Origin of the sequence: Brevundimonas sp. (assembly GCF_965279155.1) — a bacterium.
In the GTDB taxonomy this organism is placed as follows: Bacteria; Pseudomonadota; Alphaproteobacteria; order Caulobacterales; family Caulobacteraceae; genus Brevundimonas.
In genome coordinates this window covers 1,598,135-1,616,111 of record NZ_OZ257138.1, presented here as the reverse complement: position 1 = coordinate 1,616,111, position 17,977 = coordinate 1,598,135, and the positions used below count along the sequence as shown (strand labels likewise).

Genomic DNA, 17,977 nt, shown 5'->3' with positions numbered 1-17,977 from the left:
GCCAGCGTATCTGCGCCAAAGGGAGCGAGCATTTTCAATCCCCTGCGGCCCGCTAGCGTCCTCTTCCTGCCCAGCCCCCAAAACCGTGCGATCCTGTTTCGGTTCGTCCGCAGGGGACGCGTCGCGCGGTCGGGGAGGGTGGAGATCAGACGAATTGCACTATTCAGACGGTGTTTTTCGCAGCCGACCGTCTGAAATCCGTCAGTCCTTGGGGATCGGATTGGTCCTTGGGTCGGGGCCATTGGTGATGACGCGGTCGCGGTCGCCCAGGTCCTTGATGATTTTGACGTCGGTGAAGCCGGCGGCCTCGAACAGGGCCTTGACCTGGGGGCCCTGGTCCCAGCCGATCTCGACGGCGAAGACGCCGCCGGGCTTCAGGATGCGTTTCACCTCGGGCGCCAGGTCGCGATAGGCTTGCAGCCCGTCGGGGCCGCCGTCCAGGGCCAGGTGCGGGTCGTGGTCGCGGACCTCGGGATCCAGGGTGGCGATATGGTCGGTGGGGATGTAGGGCGGGTTGGACAGGACCAGGTCGAAGCTGGCGTCGCCGAAGCCCGCCGCCCATTCGGTGCGCAGGAAGACGGCGCGGTCGTTCAGGTCCAGGTTGGCCGCATTCTCCTTGGCCACGGCCAGGGCTTCCGACGAGATGTCGGTGCCGACGCCCTTGGCGGCCGGCCGCTCGGCCAGCAGCGCCAGCAGGATCGCGCCCGAGCCGGTGCCCAGGTCGATGACGTTGAAGGCCTCGTTCCGGGCAAAGGCCAGCATGGCCACGTCCATCAGGGTCTCGGTGTCGGGGCGGGGGCTGAGCACGTCGGGGGTGACGTTCAGCATGATCTTCCAGAACCCCTTCTTGCCGATGATGCGCGACACCGGCTCGCGCTTCAGGCGGCGCTCGACCATGGCTTCATAGGCGCCCAGCTGGTCGTCGGTGATGACGCGGTAGGGGTCGGTCAGGATGTCCATGCGGCTGGCGCCCGATGCGGCCTCCAGCAGCAGGCGGGCGTCGATGGCGGGGCTGTCGATGCGGCCGGTCTTCAGCCTGGCCTGGGCGGCCTTCCACGCGGTCAGCAGGGTGTTGGATGCGGTCATGGTCGCTGATTGGCCCGCGCGGGCGCCGATTTCAAGCATTTGCGGAACGGGCGAGCAGCTATACCGTTCGCCAGACCATGTCCGACCGCAAGTCCCCCCGCCGCCCGTCCGTCCTGTCCAGCCTGTCGTCCTCGGCCCGTCCTGCGCGACGGGGCGGCAAGGCGGCCGGCGGGATCTGGCGCTATGTGGCGGCGGCGGTCGGTGGGCTGACGGCCGGGGCGGGCGCGGCCCACCTGCTGTACAGCCAGGGCCACAAGGTCGGGGTCGAGCTGCGTCCCGAACGCCCCGAGCCCCTGCCGCCCAAGCCCCCCACGCCCGAGGACTATGAGGCCAAGGAGCCGGGGCGGGGCCGCATGGCCAGACGGCCCGAGCACATCCCGCACAGGGGCTGGTCCGACATCGTCTGGCGCACCGGCGGCTCCTATTTCGGGGACCGGGTCGGCTTCCTGGCGGGGGGCGTGACCTTCTTCACCCTGCTGTCGCTGTTCCCCCTGCTGGGTACGTTCGTGACCCTGTACGGCCTGTTCGCCGATCCGTCCGACGCCTGGGGACGGCTGAACTTCCTCTACGCCGTCCTGCCTGACAGCATCGCCGTCTTCCTGGGCGGAGAGATGCAGCGCCTGGCCCAGAACTCGAACGGCCAGCTGACCTTCACCCTGATCTGGACCCTGGCCCTGTCGCTTTGGACCGCCAACGGGGCGGTCAAGGTGTTGTTCTATGGGCTGAACGTCGCCTACCACGAGGTCGAGCGGCGCAACCTCGTGCGCTACAACCTGATCTGCATGGGGTTCACCGTCGGGGCGATCTTCGCCGTGCTGCTGACCTCGGTGCTGGTCGTCGGCGTGCCGGTGGTGGTTCGGCTGTTCGGGCTGGAGGAGGAGTGGGGCTATCTGGCGCTGTTGCGCTGGCCGCTGCTGCTGGCGGGCTATATCGCCGCCCTGACCGTCATCTACCGCTTCGGGCCCTGCCGTCAGAGGGCGCGCTGGCGCTGGGTCACGCCTGGGGCGATCTTCGCGGCGCTGCTCAGCCTGACGGTGTCCTTCCTGTTCAGCTGGTATCTGAACAACTTTGTGCGGACCGACAGTTACGGCCCGCTGGCGGCCATGATGGGCTTCCTCTTGTGGACCTGGCTGTCGGTGCAGGTGATCCTGATGGGGGCCGAGCTGAACGCCGAGATCGAACACCAGACCGCCGTGGACACCACGACCGGCAAGCCGCTGCCGATCGGCGAGCGGGGCGCCAAGGTCGCCGACAGCATCGGCGCCCGACGCGGCAATCCCGCCGCCCTGGCCTTCACCCAGCGCCAGGCCGAGCGGGTAGCGGACCGGTTGCGCGGCCGCCAGAACCGCAAGGCCGTCGAGGCCGCCTCTAAAGAATGAAGCGGCTCAGATCGACGTCCTTGGTCAGGGCGTCCATCTTCTCGCGCACCGCGTCGCCGTCGAAGGCCACGGTCTGGCCCGACAGGTCCGAGGCCTTGAAGCTGGTCTCCTCCAGCACCCGCTCCATCACGGTCTGAAGCCGCCGCGCGCCGATGTTCTCGATGGCGCTGTTGGCCGCCACCGCCGCATCGGCCATGGCCTCGACCGCATCGTCGGTGAAGGTCAGGGTCACGTCCTCGGTCGCCAGCAGGGCCTGGTTCTGACGGATCAGATTGGCCTCCGGCTCGGTCAGGATCCGCTTGAAGTCGTCGCGCGTCAGGGCCTTCAACTCGACCCGGATCGGCAGCCGGCCCTGAAGCTCGGGCAGCAGGTCCGACGGCTTGGCGACGTGGAAGGCGCCCGAGGCGATGAACAGCACATGGTCGGTCTTCACCGGCCCATATTTGGTCGAGACGGTGGTCCCCTCGATCAGGGGCAGCAGGTCGCGCTGGACCCCCTCGCGCGACACGTCGGCGCCGGATGCGCCCTGGCGGGCGGCGACCTTGTCGATCTCGTCCAGGAAGACGATGCCCTCGTTCTCGGCCAGCATCAGCGCTTCCTGCGTCAGGCTGTCCTGATCCAGCAGCTTGTCGCCCTCTTCGGCGATCAGGGGCGTGACAGCGTCGCGCACGGTCAGCTTGACCGTCTTGGTGCGCCCGCCGCCCATCTTGCCCAGCATCTCCGACAGGTTCAGCAGGCCGACATTGCCGCCGCCCGGAATGTCCAGGCCCTGGATCGGCGAGGCGGTGTCGGCCAGCGAGATTTCGATCTCCTTGTCGTCCAGTTCTCCGGCCCGCAGCTTCTTCCTGAAACTGTCGCGCGTCGCCGGCCCGGCACCCGGTCCGACCAGGGCGTCCAGGATGCGGTCCTCGGCGGCGGCTTCCGCCTTGGCCCGCACGTCGCCGCGCCTGCGCTCGCGCACCATGATCAGGGCGCTCTCGACCAGGTCGCGCACGATCTGGTCCACGTCGCGGCCGACATAGCCGACCTCGGTGAACTTGGTCGCCTCGACCTTGAGGAAGGGCGAGCCGGCCAGCTTGGCCAGGCGCCGTGCGATCTCGGTCTTGCCGACGCCGGTGGGGCCGATCATCAGGATGTTCTTGGGCGTCACCTCGTCGCGCAGGTCCGCCGGCACGCGCTTCCTGCGCCAGCGGTTCCTCAACGCCACGGCTACGGCGCGCTTGGCGTCGTCCTGGCCGACGATATAGCGATCCAGTTCGGAGACGATCTCGCGGGGGGTCAGTTCAGTCATGCGGTGCAGATAGGAGGTCGCGAAGCGGAGCGGGAGGGGGCGGGGCGTCGCAGCGCATTATCCCGTGTGAGGCGCCGAGACTGACCGCTCGGCCTGTCCCTCCCAAGGTGTTGTGCGAAAGCTCTGCGGAGGGCTAGTCAGCGTTCATTGTAAAGGCTTTAGTCGGCAATCTTCGAATCCGGAGCCATCACGTGTCGAGGAAAGCCACCCCCAAGATCGGCGAAGGCGCCGTTGTCGCTATACCGTTAGGCGATGGACGTTGGGTGATGTCCCAGGTTTATCGGCCGGGCATAAGTTTCTTCCTCTTGATCTTCGGCGAAGCGGCCGACAGCCTGTCGGACCTATCGGCGATAACAACGCCCCCTGTCCTCGGCTCGTGGACAAATGACGCTGAGGTATATCGCGGGAATTGGAAGCTGCTGGCTCATCTTCCCGTTCCCGCAGGGATACTCACGGAGCCGGAATACGCCGTACTAGTTGAGGGGGAGCCGATGGTGGAATCTTTCGACGGTAAATCGTGGCGGACGAGACAAGCCGGAGACGAGGCCTTGTTGAACAGGTCCACCAGATCCCCGCTTTTAGTGGAAGGGGCGGCGCGTGCTTTCTTCGGTCTTGAGGACTGGCTTTCGACGTATGAGCGGATGCTGCTTGGTCCTCGCGCTTCCGCCTACTGATCGAGTCTGCGCGCAATCAGTAAAAAGGCGCCCTCCAGCCGGAGGGCGCCTCGATGGATCAGCCGATGTCGCCCGGATCAGGCGGCGTTGGCGGCCTTGGTCTTGGCAAGCTTGTCCTGGTGGGCCTTCATGCCTGCCGCGATCAGGTCGGCGGCTTCGCCGGCGTCGCCCCAGCCTTGGACCGTGACCGACTTGCCCTTTTCCAGGTCCTTGTAGCGGGTGAAGAAGTGCTCGATCTGCTCGATCAGGATGGCGGGCAGCTGACGATAGCTGGCGATCTCGGTGTAATAGGGGTTCAGCTTGTCGACCGGAACGGCCAGGATCTTCTCGTCGCCGCCGGCCTCGTCCGTCATCTTCAGCACGCCGATGGGGCGCGAGCGGATGACGCAGCCGGGCACGACCGGCGTCGGGTTCAGCACGATCACGTCGCAGGGGTCGCCGTCGTCCGACAGGGTGTGCGGGATGAAGCCGTAGTTGCCCGGATAATACATGGCGGTGTGCAGGAAGCGGTCGACGAACAGGGCGCCCGAGGCCTTGTCCATCTCGTACTTCACCGGCAGGCCGCCCTGCGGGATCTCGATGATGACGTTGATGTCCCAGGGGGCGTTGGGACCGACCGGAATGGCGTCAAGGTTCATGGCGGATCTTTGCTGCGACTGCGAAATTCGAAAAGGCGAGGCGTGATAAGCCTACCAGCCCGCAACGGCAAGCGCGACATGCGGCAGACAGGCTTGCGTCCGGGCGCGTCATCGCGGACATCTGGCGCATGACCTTGACCGACTGGGCCGCCCTGGCGCTCTTTTTCATCTGCTGGCTGGGATACAGCCCCATACTGGCCTTCATCAGCCGCAAGGGCGGCTCGCTGAACAAGGACATGGAGCATGTCCGCGCGGTGTGGATGCAGTCCATGACCCACCGCGAGATGAAGCTGATCGACAGCCAGCTGATGGGGCATTCGATCAACTCGGCCTCCTTCTTCGCCTCGACCAACCTGCTGCTGATCGCGGCGGTGGGGGGCATATTGTTCGGCGGCGAGAGCGCGCTGCAGGGGTTCGCGGCCGTCGGGGCGGAGAACGTGCCGCTCAAGATCCTGGAGGCCAAGCTGGCCCTGGTGCTGGTCTGCCTGGCGCGGGGCTTCCTGGATTTCATCTGGGCGCTGCGCCAGATGAACTACACCCTGGCCCTGATCGGCTCGGCGCCCGAACTGCATTCCAACACCGACCGCAAGGCGTTCAGCGAGGCGGCGGGGCAGCTTCTGAACCCCGCGCTGAGCGCGTTCAGCCAGGGGGTGAGGGGATACTACTTCGCCCTGGCGGCGGCGGCCTGGCTGTTCGGTCCGCTGTGGCTGGCGCTGGGCGTAGCGTCGTCGTTCGGCCTGCTGATCTATCGCCAGGAAGCCTCGCCGGCCGCGCGGGCCATTCGCAATGCGCGCCGCTTGCTGGAGCATTGAGGCCGGCTATTTCGCAAGTGCGAGATGAGGCTTGGGGTCAGACTTTGGTCTAATACGCGCCATGTTACCGGTTACATCGCCGTATTTGCGTAACACGGCGTGACCGAGAAGGCGTATATCGGCCTTGACCCATTGTGCATCGCAACCTAAGTTGACCTCTGACGCCTCCGGGCGTCTTGCCCTTCCTGGGCGTTTCCTCCCTATAGACTTTAATGCCGCACCTTCGGGTGCGGCTTTTTTTTGATCTGATCAGCGATCAGTCAGGCCGACCATGGCTCTGCACACAGGGCGACGATCACGCGCGACAGGGCCTTCTGCGTCGTGGCGTAGGTCGCGGCGGGTTGAAGCGTCGCCTCGTCAAGATACAGCCGCCGGCTCAGCTCGATCTGGATCGCCTCATAGCCGTCGTCCGGCCGGCCCCAGCGCTGGGTGGACCAGCCCCCGGCGTAGGGATGGTTCTGCGCCACCCGCCAGCCCAGCTCCTCGAAAAGCTCGCGCAGCCGTCGGCTGAGCCGCGCGCTGCAGGCCGAGCCGTAACGGTCGCCCAGCACCACCTCGGCCCCCACCGCCCGCGTCGGCATGGAATGCCAGTCGATCAGCACCGCCCGCCCGTGCGTCGCGCGCGTCTTCTCCATCAGTCCGGCCAGCGCCTGATGATAGGGGCGATGGACCTCGTCGATGCGGCCCTGCGCCTCGGCCAAGCTCAGCCGACGCGCATAGAGGGGCGTTCCGTCGCCGGCCAGACGCGGCACGACGCCGTAGCCCGCCGCCGTCTTGGCCCCGACCGGCCCCTCCAGGCCGTCGATCAGCGCGGGGTCCAGCTCGCCGGGGTCGCGGTTCAGATCGACATAGGCCCGACCGATCCGCCCCTCGATCAGGGTCGCGCCCTGACGCGGCCCCTCCGCGATCAGCCGTCCGACCAGGGCGTCCTCGGCGCTTTTCAGGCTGGAGAGCGACAGGTCGGGCACGGCGCCCATGTCGTCGGGATAGCGGTCGCCCGAATGGGGCGAGGCGAACACCAGCGCGGTCGCCTTGACGCCCGCGGCCGGCGCGGTGATCGAAAAGCTGTCGCCGCCGTCGGTCATGCCTCCGCATAACGGGTTTCGCTGTGGAAGGAAGTCGGCTGATCGGTGAATTTCATCGGCGGTTTACCGTTGCACCTCTAGTCTGGTCGCCTGTTTCAAAGGTGTTTTTCGAATGGCGCGTATTCTCCTGGCCGAAGACGACGGTTCGTTGCGCGGATTTCTGACGCGCGCGCTGGAGCGGGCGGGCCATCAGGTCATCGACTGCGAGAACGGCGACGACGCCATCGACGCCCTGGAACACGGCCCCTACGACCTGCTGCTGACCGACATCGTCATGCCGGGCGCGGACGGGATCGAGGTGGCTCGCGTCGCCGCCGCCCGCCAGCCGGGCCTGCGCATCATGTTCATCACCGGTTTCGCCGCCGTGGCCCTGACCGCCGCCCAGGCCACGCCGGACGCCAAGGTCCTGTCCAAGCCCGTCCACCTGCGCGACCTGGTCAATGAGGTCGAGCGTATGGTCGCCGCCTGAGCGGCTGATCTGACGGCGGTTTTCGAGAAATCTCTTTCTGGCCGTGAAATCGGCTTGATGAAGCCCGGCCTCGCCGCTATACGACCGCTCTTCCCGCTCCGAACCGCTTTTTCGGAGCCCTACGGCGGATGCGTAGCTCAGCGGGAGAGCACCTCGTTGACATCGAGGGGGTCACAGGTTCAATCCCTGTCGCGTCCACCATTTCCTTCCTTTTTCAGATTTGCCGCAGCCCGCGTCCAGCGTCGGCTTGCTTATTTGGTCACCTGAATGGGTTTCAGATCGGCATGGAAGACTACGGCAATGCCGTAGTTTCTGCTTGCGCCACATACGGCAATGCCGTATGTGATTCACATGGAGGCCCCGCCGCATACCGTCGCTGAAACGCCAGCATTCGGCGTTAGCGCCGGCAATGTCGGGATGACGGACGCCGAGCGTGAGGCGGCTATTCTGCAAATCGCCGATGATCCCAAAGCAGGCGACATGATCGTCGGCTCGGGCGGCGTCCGAAAGGTTCGGGTCGCCGGGCGCGGCAAGGGCAAGTCGGGCGGGTACCGGGTGGCCACCGCCTACCTGAACGACGACCGCCCCGTATATCTGCTGTTCGTTTTATCGAAGGGTCGGGCTGCGAACTTCACCGATAAGCAGGTGACGGCCCTCAAGACCATGATGGATAGGCTGCGAGGGGCCTGATCTTACCATCCTGTAACCGCTCACCGATCACGGAGGATCATATAATGAGCAAGAGCACCACTGCCCAGCAACGCCGCGACGCCGACTTCGTGGGGATTATGGAAGGTCTGGAGCAAGCTGTCGCACACGCTGAAGGCAAGCCCGAAGGCGCGGCCGTTCGTGTCCATGCGCCCGTGGCCGTAGACGTGGCGGCGATCCGCAAAGCCCAAAAGCTTTCCCAAGAAGGCTTCGCCATGGCCTATGGGCTTTCGATCGCTACGATTCGAGACTGGGAGCAGCACCGCCGTGAGCCAGACACTGGTAGCCGCCTGTTTCTGAAGGTCATCCAGCGTGAGCCGGATGCCGTGCGCCGGGCGCTGGCCGAGGCCTGACGACTGCCGATGATGATCTTGTCGGCAGAATGGCCATCGCCTTTACAGGTAATGGGACTGGAAGCGGCGAGCGCCGTCGATGGTGCAGGGTTCAGTGACTGTGGTTTGGCTACCAAGGACCGAGTACCAGAGTGGCGCGCGTAAGGTGCTGGGAGGAAGATGATGAGCGACGAGTATGATGGCGAGCCAGACTATGTCCCCGAGCCGCGAAAGGTGTTCTGGCAAGGTCGCCAGTGGTGCGTGACGGACTATGGCATCGAGACTATCAAGCGAGATCGCTACTACATCGAGGCCGAGCGGCTTGGTGATCTGACCGACGGTCGAGATCGGGACGTGCGGCCTGGTGCTGAACGCATGAGGCACACCGGCGGCAAGGCATGGGTCGATATCGAGGACTTGGCCGCCGCGTTCGCCGTGGCCTTTCAAGTGCACGCTGGGAAGTTTCCGGCGCTGCCTGATGGCGCCTTTCACAATACTTTGGCTGACCTGCGTTGGGCGAAAATCTCCAATGGCGTCTATCGAGAGCTGGTGGATGCACGGGGTGGCGAGCCTGATGATGGTTCTTTCGGCTCTGCTCCGATACTTGAAACAGGTGAAGAGATGGATCGCCGATACCCCGACCCCCGCTATTTCTATGAGGTTATCGACCTGCCGGCTGCCGATGAGTCGTGACCTAGGCGACGGATTGTTTCCAGTATGGCCCGCTTTCACCGTGAAAACGGAAACTACTGAACGCAAAAGCCCGGAAGTGCGGGGCTTAGGCGCGATGTTCCGTTGTTGACGTCTTCCCCGAAACGATAAGCGACACTTGTATGACGCCGCCGGTCAGTGCGCGCCTTACTCGAATTGTTTGTGGCGCGTCGATGCGCGTTCGCTGGACCTTGGCCGTGGAATGGGCGATCTCGAAGCGATGGGATCTGTCGCGCGCCTTTTCCGTCTGCATTTCTCCCTGTGGCTGGGGCTGCTGGTGCTGGCGACGGTGGCCGCGCTGACGCCGTCTGGCTTCGGCTGGCCGCTCAGGCTGGCGGCGGGCTGGGACGCGGGCGTCGCGGCCTTTCTGATCGTCACCTTCTATCATGTCTTCCGGGCGCGCTCTCAGGACGCGATCCGACGCCGCGCGGCCGAGCTGGATCAGGCGGGAGCTCTGGTCTTGCCGCTCAGCATGGCGGCGGCCGTCGCCAGCGTCGTGGTGCTGATTCTGGCCATGGTGGCGAGCGGTGGAAAGCCGACGGTGGGGCAGGCGGTGTTCTCGGTCTGCACGGTGGGCCTGTCGTGGCTGTATGTGCACATCATCTTCGCCCTGCACTACGCCCACGGCTTCTACGCCCCGCGCGATCACGGCAAGGGCGATCAGGGCGGCCTGATTTTCCCCGGCGAGGACGACCCCGACTACTGGGATTTCCTGCATTTCAGCCTGATCATCGGCGTGGCGAACCAGACGGCCGACATCCAGATTTCCAGCCGCAAGCTGCGCGGCCTGGCCACCCTGCACAGTCTGGTGGCCTGGTTCTTCAACGCCGTCATCCTGGCGCTGACGGTCAATCTGGCGGCGACGCTGTTCTGAAGCGTCGCCGCCGTTTCGATCAGAGATCGACGGGCTTGCCGGACTCTTCCTCTTCGAGCGTGACGGCGACGTCGGCGTTGGCCGACAGACGCACCTTATCGCCCTCGACGTCGGCGACGAAGCCGTTCTCGATATAGTGGTGATGGTCTGCGTGGGCGCCGGAGTTCTCGCGGCGGGTCAGCTTGATCCGGTCGCTCTCGACCCGGTCCACGACGCCGACGTGCACGCCGTCGGCCCCGATGACCTCCATGCCTTCCTTGATCTCGCTCATCGCCGTCTCTCCTGGTTGAAAATAACAACAGGACAGGAGCCCGTCGGACAGGATTCCGTTCCCCTTGCGGTTGGAGGTCCGCCGTTTGCGTTTTACAGGCGGCAGGGACGGGCATTGGGTGCATTATCGCGCCTTAAGGACCGTTTCAGCGCACGGGCTGAGGATTGCAGGCGACAGGGATGCCGTTGACTTGATCGAACAGTATGGATGGTCCGACGCCTGGGCGACGGCGTTTGCCCCTCAGGCCCAGGCCGGTCACGCGCCTGGCCGTGTCGTTCTCCAGCATCGCAACGGCTATGTGGTCGCCACGGACGAGGGCGAGCTGCAGGCCAAGGCGTCCGGCCGCCTGCGTCACGAGGCCCAGGAGGTCGGCCATCCCGCCGTCGGCGACTGGGTCGCGCTGTCGCTGAACCTGCAGGACCGCACCGCCACCATCCATGCCGTCCTGCCGCGCCGTACCGCCTTTGTGCGCCGGGCGGCGGACAGCGTGCGGCGGGTGCAGATTCTGGCCGCCAATATCGACGTGGCCTTTGTCGTCACCTCGATGAATGCGGATCTGAACCCGCGTCGGATCCAGCGCTTTCTGGCCGCCGCGTGGGAGAGCGGGGCGCGGCCTGTGCTCGTGCTGACGAAATCGGATCTCAGCGCCGATCCGCAAGCCGAGGCCGCTCAGGTCGCGGCGCTGGAGACGGGGTGTCCGGTCCTGATGGTCTCGGCCCGCGAAGGCGTCGGCCTCGACGCGTTGCGCCTTCAGGTGAAGCCGGGCGAGACCTGCGTGCTGATCGGCTCATCCGGCGTGGGAAAATCCACCCTGGTCAACGCCTTCCTGAACGAAGACCGGATGGCGACCCGGGCGATCCGCGCGTCCGACGACCAGGGGCGTCACACCACCAGCCACCGCCAACTGATCCCCCTGCCGGGCGGGGGGCTGATCATCGACACGCCGGGGATACGCGAAGTGGGCCTGATCGACGCCGAAGAGGGGGTGGGCGCGGTGTTCGACGATATCGAACGCCTGGTGCAGGCGTGCCGCTTCACCAACTGCAGCCATACGAACGAGCCGGGCTGCGCCGTGCAGGCGGCCTTGGAAAGCGGGGCGCTGGAGGCCTCGCGGTGGGCGCACTTCCAGAAGCTGACGCTGGAACTGTCGGAGGCGGGGGACAAGGCGGAACGGGTCGCCAAGGCCGCCGAACGGCGCCGGCTGGGCGGGCTTCAGAAGGTCTATCGCGCGACCAAGCGCAACGATCGGGGCGGCGCCGATTGATCGGGGCTTTCCTGTTCGCTTTTTCGACCTGTTCGACCTCTAAGAATTTAGGCCTCTCGCGCCGCCAAACAGGCTAGGTGAGCGACCTAGACTCAAGAAAGAACATCATGTCCGCATTCACCATCGTAACCACCAGCGCCGTCCAGGGCAGCGAGGCCGCAGAGGTCAACACGCTGACGGACGACTTTTCCGACGCCAGCGAGGCCGTCGGCTATGCGCGCCGCATGGCCGACGAGATGATCGACATGGCCGCTCAGCTGCTGCTGGATTTCGATTACAGCAATGTCGGCGTCTATGAAGGCGACCTGCTGGACGAGGACGTCACCCCGGACCACCCCGCCCTGATCGGCGTGTGGGTGCTGGACGAAGAAGGCTCGGCCTTCGTGCCCGCCGAAGAGTTCCGGCAGGGATCGACCGAAGTCGAGAACTGATCGGCGACGATCGCGGCGGGAGGCTCGGATCGAGCCGCCTGCCGCGTCTGCCATCGGACGAAGCGCGAGCGCGTACATCGCGAACCGAATAGCGTCTGCGGTGCATCGAGGATGTGAGGGAAGGTGGCCGTCCCTCCGAGCACCTTGCAGTGCTCGGAGGTGACGATGGTGGAGCTTAGCGGAGTCGAACCGCTGACCTCTTGCATGCCATGCAAGCGCTCTACCAACTGAGCTAAAGCCCCGGACCTGTCGGTCTGGATCGCCCGGTTCATCTTGCGATGGCCCCCGGCGAGGCGGCGGAAACTATGTCAGGGCTTTTCTACGATCAAGCCCGTTTCGAGATTTATTTTCACCGCGTTCCCGAGGGTGAAAATACGCAGATTTTTCAAACCGAAGTGGCTGGAAAAGCCTGCTGTCCCGCCGCGCTTCCCTAACTGGAAATGCGGCGGGTGCAACAAGAATCTGAGCCTGATCGCAAGAAGCCCAGAGGAAGGCGGGCCTCAAGTAGCGCAAAGCGCGATAGGCCCAAGAAACAAGCCCTCAAGTAGCGCGAAGCGCGGTAGGCCCAAGAAGCATTAGTCGTCGTCGCGCGACGGCTTGGCGATCTCGTCGTCGATCGAGTCATCGTCGTCGTCTTCGATGAACGGCACGGAGTCGTCATCGTCGTCGGCCAGATCGTCGTCGCCGTCGGTCGCGCCCATGCCGGCTTCTTCCGAAGCATCGGCGGGGACGTCCTCGTCCTCGTCGTCCGGCGTCAGGATGGGCTCGTGGCCTTCCTCGTCGATCTCGGGCGTCTTGACGTCTTCTTCCTCGTCCTCGTCGCCGTCGACCTTCTTGTCCTTGACCTGGTCTTCAGCCTCGTCGTCGGCCGGATAGCCGGGGCGAGCGCGGCGGCTGCGCAGCTTCAGCGCTTCTTCCGGATCGAATTCCGTCGCGCATTTGGGGCAGTGGGCGGGTCTACGGTTCAGGTCGTAGAATTTCGCCTGGCAGTTGGGGCAGACCTGCTTGGCGCCCAGTTCTGGATTGGCCACGTGAGGACACTTTCAACGGGTTGAATTCGGGGCGGTCCCTTGCCACCCCTTTGACCCGCTGTCAAAAGCCATCTTTCGCGCCGCCCGCGCGGCCGTTCGACAATACAGCCTGAAGCGGGTGAATATGCCTTCCCAACTGACCGCCCAACTGACCGCGAGCCGTTCGTCCGCCCTGACCGGCAAGGTCCGCGCGCCCGGCGATAAATCCATGTCGCACCGGTCGATGATCCTGGGTGGAATGGCGTCGGGCGTGACCGAGGTCGAGGGCCTGCTGGAGGGCGACGACGTTCTGGCCACCGGCCGCGCCGTCGAAGCCTTCGGCGCCAAGGTCGAGCGGACGGGCGACGGCAAGTGGCGGATCGAGGGCGCGGGCGGCTTCAAGACGCCTTCGTCGGTGATCGATTGCGGCAATGCCGGGACCGGGGTGCGCCTGCTGATGGGTGCGGCGGCGGGCTATCCGCTGACGGCGACCTTTGACGGCGACGGCTCTCTGAGAAAGCGGCCGATGAAGCGCGTGACTGGGCCGCTGGCCGACATGGGCGCGCGGTTCGGCTGGCTGGCGGCCGAGGATCGTTTGCCGGTGGCCCTGACCGGCGGGACCCTGAAGGCCATCGACTATGTGCAGACAGTGGCCTCGGCCCAGGTGAAGTCGGCGATTCTGCTGGCCGGGCTGAACGCCGAGGGCGTCACCTCGGTGGTCGAGCCCGAAAAGAGCCGCGATCACACCGAGCGGATGCTGCGGGCCTTCGGCGCCGAGGTCGGCGTGGAAGAAATGGGCGAGGGCTGGAAGGTGACGCTGAAGGGCGGTCAGCCGCTGACCGGAACCTTCGTCGCTGTGCCGGGCGATCCGTCCTCGGCGGCCTTTCCGCTGGCGGCGGGGCTGATCGTGCCGGGGTCGGAGGTCACGGTCGAGGGGGTGATGCTGAACAGCCTGCGCACCGGCCTGTTCGACACCTGGATCGAGATGGGCGCCGACCTGACCATCACCAACCGGCGAGAGGCCGGCGGCGAAGACGTCGGCGACATCACCGCCCGCCATTCGGCCCTGAAGGGCGTGGTGGTGCCGCAGGCGCGCGCCGCCTCGATGATCGACGAATATCCGATCCTGGCGGCTACGGCGGCATTCGCCGACGGCGTCACGGTCATGCGCGGCGTGGGCGAGATGCGGGTCAAGGAAAGCGACCGGATATCGCTGATGGTCGAGGGCCTGCGCGCTTGCGGCGTCCAGGTCGAGGAAGAGCCGGAGGGTTTCATCGTCACGGGTGGAGGGGTTCGCGGCGGCGCGACCGTCCACACCGCCCACGACCACCGCATCGCCATGAGCCACCTGGTCTTGGGTTTGGCCGCCGAACAGCCGGTCTCGGTCGATGAGCCTGGCATGATCGCCACCAGCTTCCCCGGATTTGTCGAGATGATGAACGGGCTGGGCGGGCGGATCGCTTGAAGCCGACGCGCGACGTCCTTTATCGCGGCGTCGCGGTCCTGGGACTTTTGACCTGTCTGGGCGGGGCCGGCTGGACGGCCTGGACCGTCTGGCAGGGGATGATGACCGGCAGCGTCAGGGGCAAGCACGGCGCCGTCCATCTGAGGGCGGAAGGCGACTTCTTCTTCTATTCGACAGTGGCGCTGAACGGCGTCGCCTGTCTGGTTTGGCTGGGCCTGGCGGCGTTCGCGGTCGTCGTTCTGGCGCGCTGGAACGACTGGACGTGAGCCGGGTGGCGGGTTTCAACTGAAGGCCTGCGTCTGGATTGGTTCGGCGATCCTCGCTATCAGGTTCGCCCTCCCGTGCATTCGGGATCAAGATTGAAAAGCGCCACGCGCTGCGGAGACCTGCTTGACCCTGATCATCGCCGTCGACGGACCGGCCGCCTCTGGCAAGGGGACGATCGCCGCGCGCCTGGCCCAGACCTATGGACTGCCGCATCTGGATACGGGGTTGCTGTATCGGGCGGTGGGTTACGCGGCCGCCCAACACAATCCGCCATTCGACGAGGGATACGCTACGATGTTCGCAGAGCGCTCCATCCCCGAGACTTTGGACAATCCCGGTTACCGAACTGGGGAAGCGGGCGAAGCCGCCAGTCGCGTGGCGGCTATGCCAGGCGTGCGTTCCGGTCTGCTGAAGTTTCAGAAGGACTTTGCCGCCAAGCCTGGCGGAGCGGTGCTGGATGGTCGTGACATCGGCACTGTGATCGCCCCTGATGCGCTGGCTAAGCTGTTCGTCACAGCGTCGCCGGAGGTGCGTGCGCGCCGCCGTTGGTTACAGGTCCGTGGTCAGGGATCGGACATCGCCTTCGAGGACATGCTGGCCGACATTAAACGCCGGGACGAGCGCGACGCCGGGCGCGGGTCCGCGCCGATGGTGCAGGCCGACGACGCGGTCTTGCTGGATACGACCGATATGGGTATAGAGGCGGCCTTCGATGCGGCCCGCCGTATCGTCGAGGCGGCGCGCGCGAAACACGGTCTCTGACCCTTCTTCGCAAATCCAACGCTCCCATCCTCGGCTTCCGCGGGCGTTTTGATCGTTCTGAACGGCCTCGCATCCTGACGACCTGCCTATCCTTTCCTCTCGCCTCGGCGCAGCGCCTTGCTGTGTCAGGGGCGTCCACCTCGCGCGGGGCCGTCCGGTCGCGCGCCACAGCCCTACCGGAAACACCAGAGCTTCATGTCTGATACTCTCAATCCCACACGCGACGACTTCTCGGCGCTGCTCGACGAACAGCTTCAGGGTCGCGACTTCGGCGAAGGCCAGGTCGTTCACGGTCGCGTCGTCGGCATCGAAAAAGATATCGTCATCATCGACGTCGGTCTGAAGACCGAAGGCCGCATCGCCATGCGCGAGTTCGGCCAAGGCGACGACGGCGCCCTGCCCAAGGTCGGCGACAACGTCGAGGTTTACCTGGAGCGCGTCGAGAACGCCCTGGGCGAAGCCGTCATCAGCCGCGACAAGGCTCGCCGCGAAGAAGCCTGGACCCGTCTGGAAGTCGTGTTCGCCGAAGGCCAGCCGGTCAACGGCGCCATCGTCGGTCGCGTCAAGGGCGGCTTCACCGTCGATCTGGGCGGCGCCTCGGCCTTCCTGCCCGGTTCGCAAGTCGACATCCGTCCGGTCCGCGACGTTGGTCCGCTGATGGGCAAGGAACAGCCCTTCGCCATCCTGAAGATGGACCGTCCGCGCGGCAACATCGTCGTCTCGCGTCGCGCCATCCTGGAAGAAGCCCGCGCCGAACAGCGCACGGAACTGGTCGGTCAGCTGGCCGAGGGTGAAGTCCGCGAAGGCGTCGTCAAGAACATCACCGACTACGGTGCGTTCGTCGACCTGGGCGGCATCGACGGCCTGCTGCACGTCACCGACATGTCGTGGAAGCGCGTCTCGCACCCGTCGCAGGTTCTCGCCGTCGGCGACACCGTCAAGGTCCAGATCGTCAAGATCAACCCGGACACCCAGCGTATCTCGCTGGGCATGAAGCAACTGCAGTCGGACCCTTGGGACGGCGTGGAAGCCAAATATCCGGTCGGCGCCAAATACACGGGCCGCATCACCAACATCACCGACTACGGCGCCTTCGTGGAGCTGGAAGCCGGTGTCGAGGGCCTGGTGCACGTCTCGGAAATGTCCTGGACCAAGAAGAACGTCCACCCCGGCAAGATCGTCTCGACCTCGCAGGAAGTCGACGTCGTGGTTCTGGATGTCGACGCCTCCAAGCGCCGCATCTCGCTGGGCCTGAAGCAGGCTCAGGACAATCCGTGGGACGCCTTCGTCGCCAACAACCCGATCGGTTCGACCGTCGAGGGCGAAGTCAAGAACGCGACCGAGTTCGGCCTGTTCATCGGCCTGGACAACGACATCGACGGCATGGTGCACCTGTCCGACCTCGACTGGTCGGTGTCGGGTGAAGAAGCCATCCAGCGCTACCGCAAGGGCGAGATGGTCAAGGCCAAGGTCCTGGACGTCGACGTCGAGAAGGAACGCGTCTCGCTGGGCATCAAGCAGCTGGGCGGCGATCCGATCGGCGAGGGCGACACCTATCGTCGCGGCCAGCAGATCACCGTCACCGTCTCGTCGATCGAGTCGGGCGGCATCGAGGTCAAGTTCGGTGAAGACGACGCGCCGGTCACGGCCTTCGTCCGCAAGTCGGACCTGTCGCGCGACCGCAACGAGCAACGTCCGGAACGCTTCGCCGTCGGCGATCGCATCGACGCCATGATCACCGCCGTGGACAAGGCCTCGCGCCGCGTCTCGGTGTCGATCAAGGCGCTGGAAATGAAGGACGAGGCCGAGGCCATCGAACAGTTCGGATCGTCCGATTCGGGCGCTTCGCTGGGCGACATCCTGGGCGCCGCGCTGAAGAACGCGGGCACCAAGGACTAAGCGCTCAAGCAGCGGAGCGCCGCGCGCTCCGCGATAGCGCACTAAAGATGAGGGCGGCGGGAGCGATCCGGCCGCCCTTTTCTCTGTCTGGGACAGCCTTGTGTTCGCTGGCGGACATAATTCCTGCGAATGGCGCGCATCATTGGCGGATAAGGGCTTTTTCGAGAGCCGGTCGAAGGTTAGGGTGCAGCTTCTGGATCGACGGCGGGCGAGACGGCCTGTCAAAACGCGCTGGCAGGGGCATCGATGATCAAGTCCGAACTGATCGAAAAGCTGGCGATGGAAAACACCCACCTGACCCACGCGGAGGTGGAGCGGTTGGTCAACGTCATCCTGGGCACCATGACCACGGCCCTGTCCGAGGGCGGCCGGGTCGAGCTGCGTGGTTTCGGCGCCCTTTCGGTTCGCTCGCGACCGGCGCGGGCCGGACGCAATCCCCGCACCGGCGAGGCCGTCGAGGTGCCGGCCAAGGCCGTGCCCTTCTTCAAAAGCGGCAAGGAACTGCGCGAGCGGCTGAACGCCTCCGGCGACGCGTGATCCAGCGCCTCG

20 protein-coding genes and 2 tRNA genes are annotated in these 17,977 nt (G+C 65.5%); 15 read left to right on the top strand and 7 right to left on the bottom strand.

Features of this window, described 5'->3' with window-relative positions; genetic code table 11:
- Nucleotides 1-201: 201 nt before the first annotated feature.
- Complete coding sequence (gene prmC, locus ACQY72_RS07690; protein WP_428156641.1) at nucleotides 202-1,086, bottom strand: peptide chain release factor N(5)-glutamine methyltransferase; 885 nt, start codon at nucleotides 1,084-1,086, stop codon at nucleotides 202-204.
- A 77-nt stretch (nucleotides 1,087-1,163) separates the two neighbouring features.
- On the opposite strand from prmC, the gene ACQY72_RS07685 reads away from it, so the two are divergent.
- On the top strand, nucleotides 1,164-2,465 hold the full coding sequence (locus ACQY72_RS07685) for a YihY/virulence factor BrkB family protein (RefSeq protein ID WP_428156640.1): 1,302 nt from the start codon (nucleotides 1,164-1,166) through the stop codon (nucleotides 2,463-2,465).
- Here ACQY72_RS07685 and hslU read toward each other — a convergent pair.
- Together hslU and ppa are read right to left on the bottom strand one after the other, a co-directional pair.
- Nucleotides 2,455-3,756: an ATP-dependent protease ATPase subunit HslU gene (gene hslU / locus ACQY72_RS07680; protein WP_428156639.1), complete on the bottom strand. Its 1,302-nt coding sequence runs from the start codon at nucleotides 3,754-3,756 to the stop codon at nucleotides 2,455-2,457. The two genes, ACQY72_RS07685 and hslU, sit on opposite strands and share 11 nt — an antisense overlap.
- A gap of 751 nt (nucleotides 3,757-4,507) precedes the next feature.
- On the bottom strand, nucleotides 4,508-5,068 hold the full coding sequence (ppa, locus tag ACQY72_RS07675) for an inorganic diphosphatase (RefSeq protein ID WP_135193748.1): 561 nt from the start codon (nucleotides 5,066-5,068) through the stop codon (nucleotides 4,508-4,510).
- A gap of 128 nt (nucleotides 5,069-5,196) precedes the next feature.
- Here ppa and ACQY72_RS07670 point away from each other — a divergent pair, with 128 nt between their 5' ends.
- Complete coding sequence (locus ACQY72_RS07670) at nucleotides 5,197-5,880, top strand: DUF599 domain-containing protein (protein WP_372692456.1); 684 nt, start codon at nucleotides 5,197-5,199, stop codon at nucleotides 5,878-5,880.
- A gap of 260 nt (nucleotides 5,881-6,140) precedes the next feature.
- Here ACQY72_RS07670 and ACQY72_RS07665 read toward each other — a convergent pair whose 3' ends face one another.
- Nucleotides 6,141-6,965 (bottom strand): N-formylglutamate amidohydrolase, encoded by an 825-nt coding sequence (locus ACQY72_RS07665; protein ID WP_428156638.1) that lies wholly within the window; start codon nucleotides 6,963-6,965, stop codon nucleotides 6,141-6,143.
- A 112-nt stretch (nucleotides 6,966-7,077) separates the two neighbouring features.
- Between ACQY72_RS07665 and cpdR the strand changes: the two genes are divergently transcribed.
- From cpdR to ACQY72_RS07635, 6 genes are all read left to right on the top strand, one after another.
- A complete protein-coding gene (gene cpdR / locus ACQY72_RS07660; protein WP_017506825.1) occupies nucleotides 7,078-7,434 on the top strand; it encodes a cell cycle two-component system response regulator CpdR in 357 nt (118 codons plus the stop codon).
- A 126-nt stretch (nucleotides 7,435-7,560) separates the two neighbouring features.
- Nucleotides 7,561-7,635, top strand: a tRNA-Val gene (locus ACQY72_RS07655).
- A gap of 132 nt (nucleotides 7,636-7,767) precedes the next feature.
- A complete protein-coding gene (locus ACQY72_RS07650) occupies nucleotides 7,768-8,124 on the top strand; it encodes a type II toxin-antitoxin system RelE/ParE family toxin (RefSeq protein ID WP_428156637.1) in 357 nt (118 codons plus the stop codon).
- A gap of 44 nt (nucleotides 8,125-8,168) precedes the next feature.
- Entirely contained in the window at nucleotides 8,169-8,495 is a 327-nt protein-coding gene (locus tag ACQY72_RS07645; protein WP_428156636.1) for a helix-turn-helix domain-containing protein, read from the top strand.
- A gap of 162 nt (nucleotides 8,496-8,657) precedes the next feature.
- A complete protein-coding gene (locus ACQY72_RS07640) occupies nucleotides 8,658-9,167 on the top strand; it encodes a hypothetical protein (RefSeq protein ID WP_428156635.1) in 510 nt (169 codons plus the stop codon).
- A 220-nt stretch (nucleotides 9,168-9,387) separates the two neighbouring features.
- Nucleotides 9,388-10,059 (top strand): DUF1345 domain-containing protein, encoded by a 672-nt coding sequence (locus ACQY72_RS07635; RefSeq protein ID WP_428156634.1) that lies wholly within the window; start codon nucleotides 9,388-9,390, stop codon nucleotides 10,057-10,059.
- Nucleotides 10,060-10,078: 19 nt separating this feature from the next.
- On the opposite strand, the gene ACQY72_RS07630 is transcribed toward ACQY72_RS07635, so the two are convergent.
- A complete protein-coding gene (locus ACQY72_RS07630) occupies nucleotides 10,079-10,330 on the bottom strand; it encodes a DUF2171 domain-containing protein (protein WP_428156633.1) in 252 nt (83 codons plus the stop codon).
- A gap of 190 nt (nucleotides 10,331-10,520) precedes the next feature.
- On the opposite strand from ACQY72_RS07630, the gene rsgA reads away from it, so the two are divergent.
- Together rsgA and ACQY72_RS07620 are read left to right on the top strand one after the other, a co-directional pair.
- Nucleotides 10,521-11,594, top strand: a complete 1,074-nt coding sequence (gene rsgA, locus ACQY72_RS07625; protein ID WP_428156632.1) for a ribosome small subunit-dependent GTPase A — start codon at nucleotides 10,521-10,523, stop codon at nucleotides 11,592-11,594.
- A 107-nt stretch (nucleotides 11,595-11,701) separates the two neighbouring features.
- Nucleotides 11,702-12,025, top strand: coding sequence for a hypothetical protein (locus tag ACQY72_RS07620; protein ID WP_135193716.1), 324 nt, complete (start codon nucleotides 11,702-11,704; stop codon nucleotides 12,023-12,025).
- Between the two features lie 166 nt (nucleotides 12,026-12,191).
- Here the strand turns inward: ACQY72_RS07620 and ACQY72_RS07615 are convergent.
- Together ACQY72_RS07615 and ACQY72_RS07610 are read right to left on the bottom strand one after the other, a co-directional pair.
- Nucleotides 12,192-12,267: transfer RNA gene (locus ACQY72_RS07615), tRNA-Ala, on the bottom strand.
- A gap of 333 nt (nucleotides 12,268-12,600) precedes the next feature.
- On the bottom strand, nucleotides 12,601-13,056 hold the full coding sequence (locus ACQY72_RS07610; protein WP_135193715.1) for a TIGR02300 family protein: 456 nt from the start codon (nucleotides 13,054-13,056) through the stop codon (nucleotides 12,601-12,603).
- A gap of 124 nt (nucleotides 13,057-13,180) precedes the next feature.
- Between ACQY72_RS07610 and aroA the strand changes: the two genes are divergently transcribed.
- The 5 genes from aroA to ACQY72_RS07585 all read left to right on the top strand — a co-directional run bounded on the left by aroA (nucleotide 13,181) and on the right by ACQY72_RS07585 (nucleotide 17,965).
- Nucleotides 13,181-14,500: a 3-phosphoshikimate 1-carboxyvinyltransferase gene (gene aroA, locus ACQY72_RS07605; RefSeq protein WP_428156631.1), complete on the top strand. Its 1,320-nt coding sequence runs from the start codon at nucleotides 13,181-13,183 to the stop codon at nucleotides 14,498-14,500.
- Entirely contained in the window at nucleotides 14,497-14,766 is a 270-nt protein-coding gene (locus ACQY72_RS07600; protein ID WP_428156630.1) for a hypothetical protein, read from the top strand. The genes aroA and ACQY72_RS07600 overlap by 4 nt, the downstream gene beginning before the upstream one ends.
- A gap of 124 nt (nucleotides 14,767-14,890) precedes the next feature.
- Nucleotides 14,891-15,529: a (d)CMP kinase gene (locus ACQY72_RS07595; RefSeq protein ID WP_428156629.1), complete on the top strand. Its 639-nt coding sequence runs from the start codon at nucleotides 14,891-14,893 to the stop codon at nucleotides 15,527-15,529.
- 195 nt (nucleotides 15,530-15,724) lie between these two features.
- Nucleotides 15,725-17,428: a 30S ribosomal protein S1 gene (gene rpsA / locus ACQY72_RS07590; RefSeq protein WP_159849104.1), complete on the top strand. Its 1,704-nt coding sequence runs from the start codon at nucleotides 15,725-15,727 to the stop codon at nucleotides 17,426-17,428.
- 246 nt (nucleotides 17,429-17,674) lie between these two features.
- Nucleotides 17,675-17,965 carry an integration host factor subunit beta gene (locus tag ACQY72_RS07585; RefSeq protein ID WP_135193710.1) on the top strand — a complete coding sequence of 97 codons (291 nt, stop codon included), beginning with the start codon at nucleotides 17,675-17,677 and terminating at the stop codon, nucleotides 17,963-17,965.
- The last annotated feature ends 12 nt before the right edge of the window (nucleotides 17,966-17,977 follow it).

What these genes read in the sequence shown, in the direction of transcription:
- prmC (WP_428156641.1), bottom strand. Translation starts at nt 1,086, where the DNA reads ATGACCGCATCCAACACCCTGCTGACCGCGTGGAAGGCCGCCCAGGCC.
- ACQY72_RS07685 (WP_428156640.1), top strand. Translation starts at nt 1,164, where the DNA reads ATGTCCGACCGCAAGTCCCCCCGCCGCCCGTCCGTCCTGTCCAGCCTG.
- hslU (WP_428156639.1), bottom strand. Translation starts at nt 3,756, where the DNA reads ATGACTGAACTGACCCCCCGCGAGATCGTCTCCGAACTGGATCGCTAT.
- ppa (WP_135193748.1), bottom strand. Translation starts at nt 5,068, where the DNA reads ATGAACCTTGACGCCATTCCGGTCGGTCCCAACGCCCCCTGGGACATC.
- ACQY72_RS07670 (WP_372692456.1), top strand. Translation starts at nt 5,197, where the DNA reads ATGACCTTGACCGACTGGGCCGCCCTGGCGCTCTTTTTCATCTGCTGG.
- ACQY72_RS07665 (WP_428156638.1), bottom strand. Translation starts at nt 6,965, where the DNA reads ATGACCGACGGCGGCGACAGCTTTTCGATCACCGCGCCGGCCGCGGGC.
- cpdR (WP_017506825.1), top strand. Translation starts at nt 7,078, where the DNA reads ATGGCGCGTATTCTCCTGGCCGAAGACGACGGTTCGTTGCGCGGATTT.
- ACQY72_RS07650 (WP_428156637.1), top strand. Translation starts at nt 7,768, where the DNA reads ATGCCGTATGTGATTCACATGGAGGCCCCGCCGCATACCGTCGCTGAA.
- ACQY72_RS07645 (WP_428156636.1), top strand. Translation starts at nt 8,169, where the DNA reads ATGAGCAAGAGCACCACTGCCCAGCAACGCCGCGACGCCGACTTCGTG.
- ACQY72_RS07640 (WP_428156635.1), top strand. Translation starts at nt 8,658, where the DNA reads ATGAGCGACGAGTATGATGGCGAGCCAGACTATGTCCCCGAGCCGCGA.
- ACQY72_RS07635 (WP_428156634.1), top strand. Translation starts at nt 9,388, where the DNA reads ATGGGCGATCTCGAAGCGATGGGATCTGTCGCGCGCCTTTTCCGTCTG.
- ACQY72_RS07630 (WP_428156633.1), bottom strand. Translation starts at nt 10,330, where the DNA reads ATGAGCGAGATCAAGGAAGGCATGGAGGTCATCGGGGCCGACGGCGTG.
- ACQY72_RS07620 (WP_135193716.1), top strand. Translation starts at nt 11,702, where the DNA reads ATGTCCGCATTCACCATCGTAACCACCAGCGCCGTCCAGGGCAGCGAG.
- aroA (WP_428156631.1), top strand. Translation starts at nt 13,181, where the DNA reads ATGCCTTCCCAACTGACCGCCCAACTGACCGCGAGCCGTTCGTCCGCC.
- rpsA (WP_159849104.1), top strand. Translation starts at nt 15,725, where the DNA reads ATGTCTGATACTCTCAATCCCACACGCGACGACTTCTCGGCGCTGCTC.
- ACQY72_RS07585 (WP_135193710.1), top strand. Translation starts at nt 17,675, where the DNA reads ATGATCAAGTCCGAACTGATCGAAAAGCTGGCGATGGAAAACACCCAC.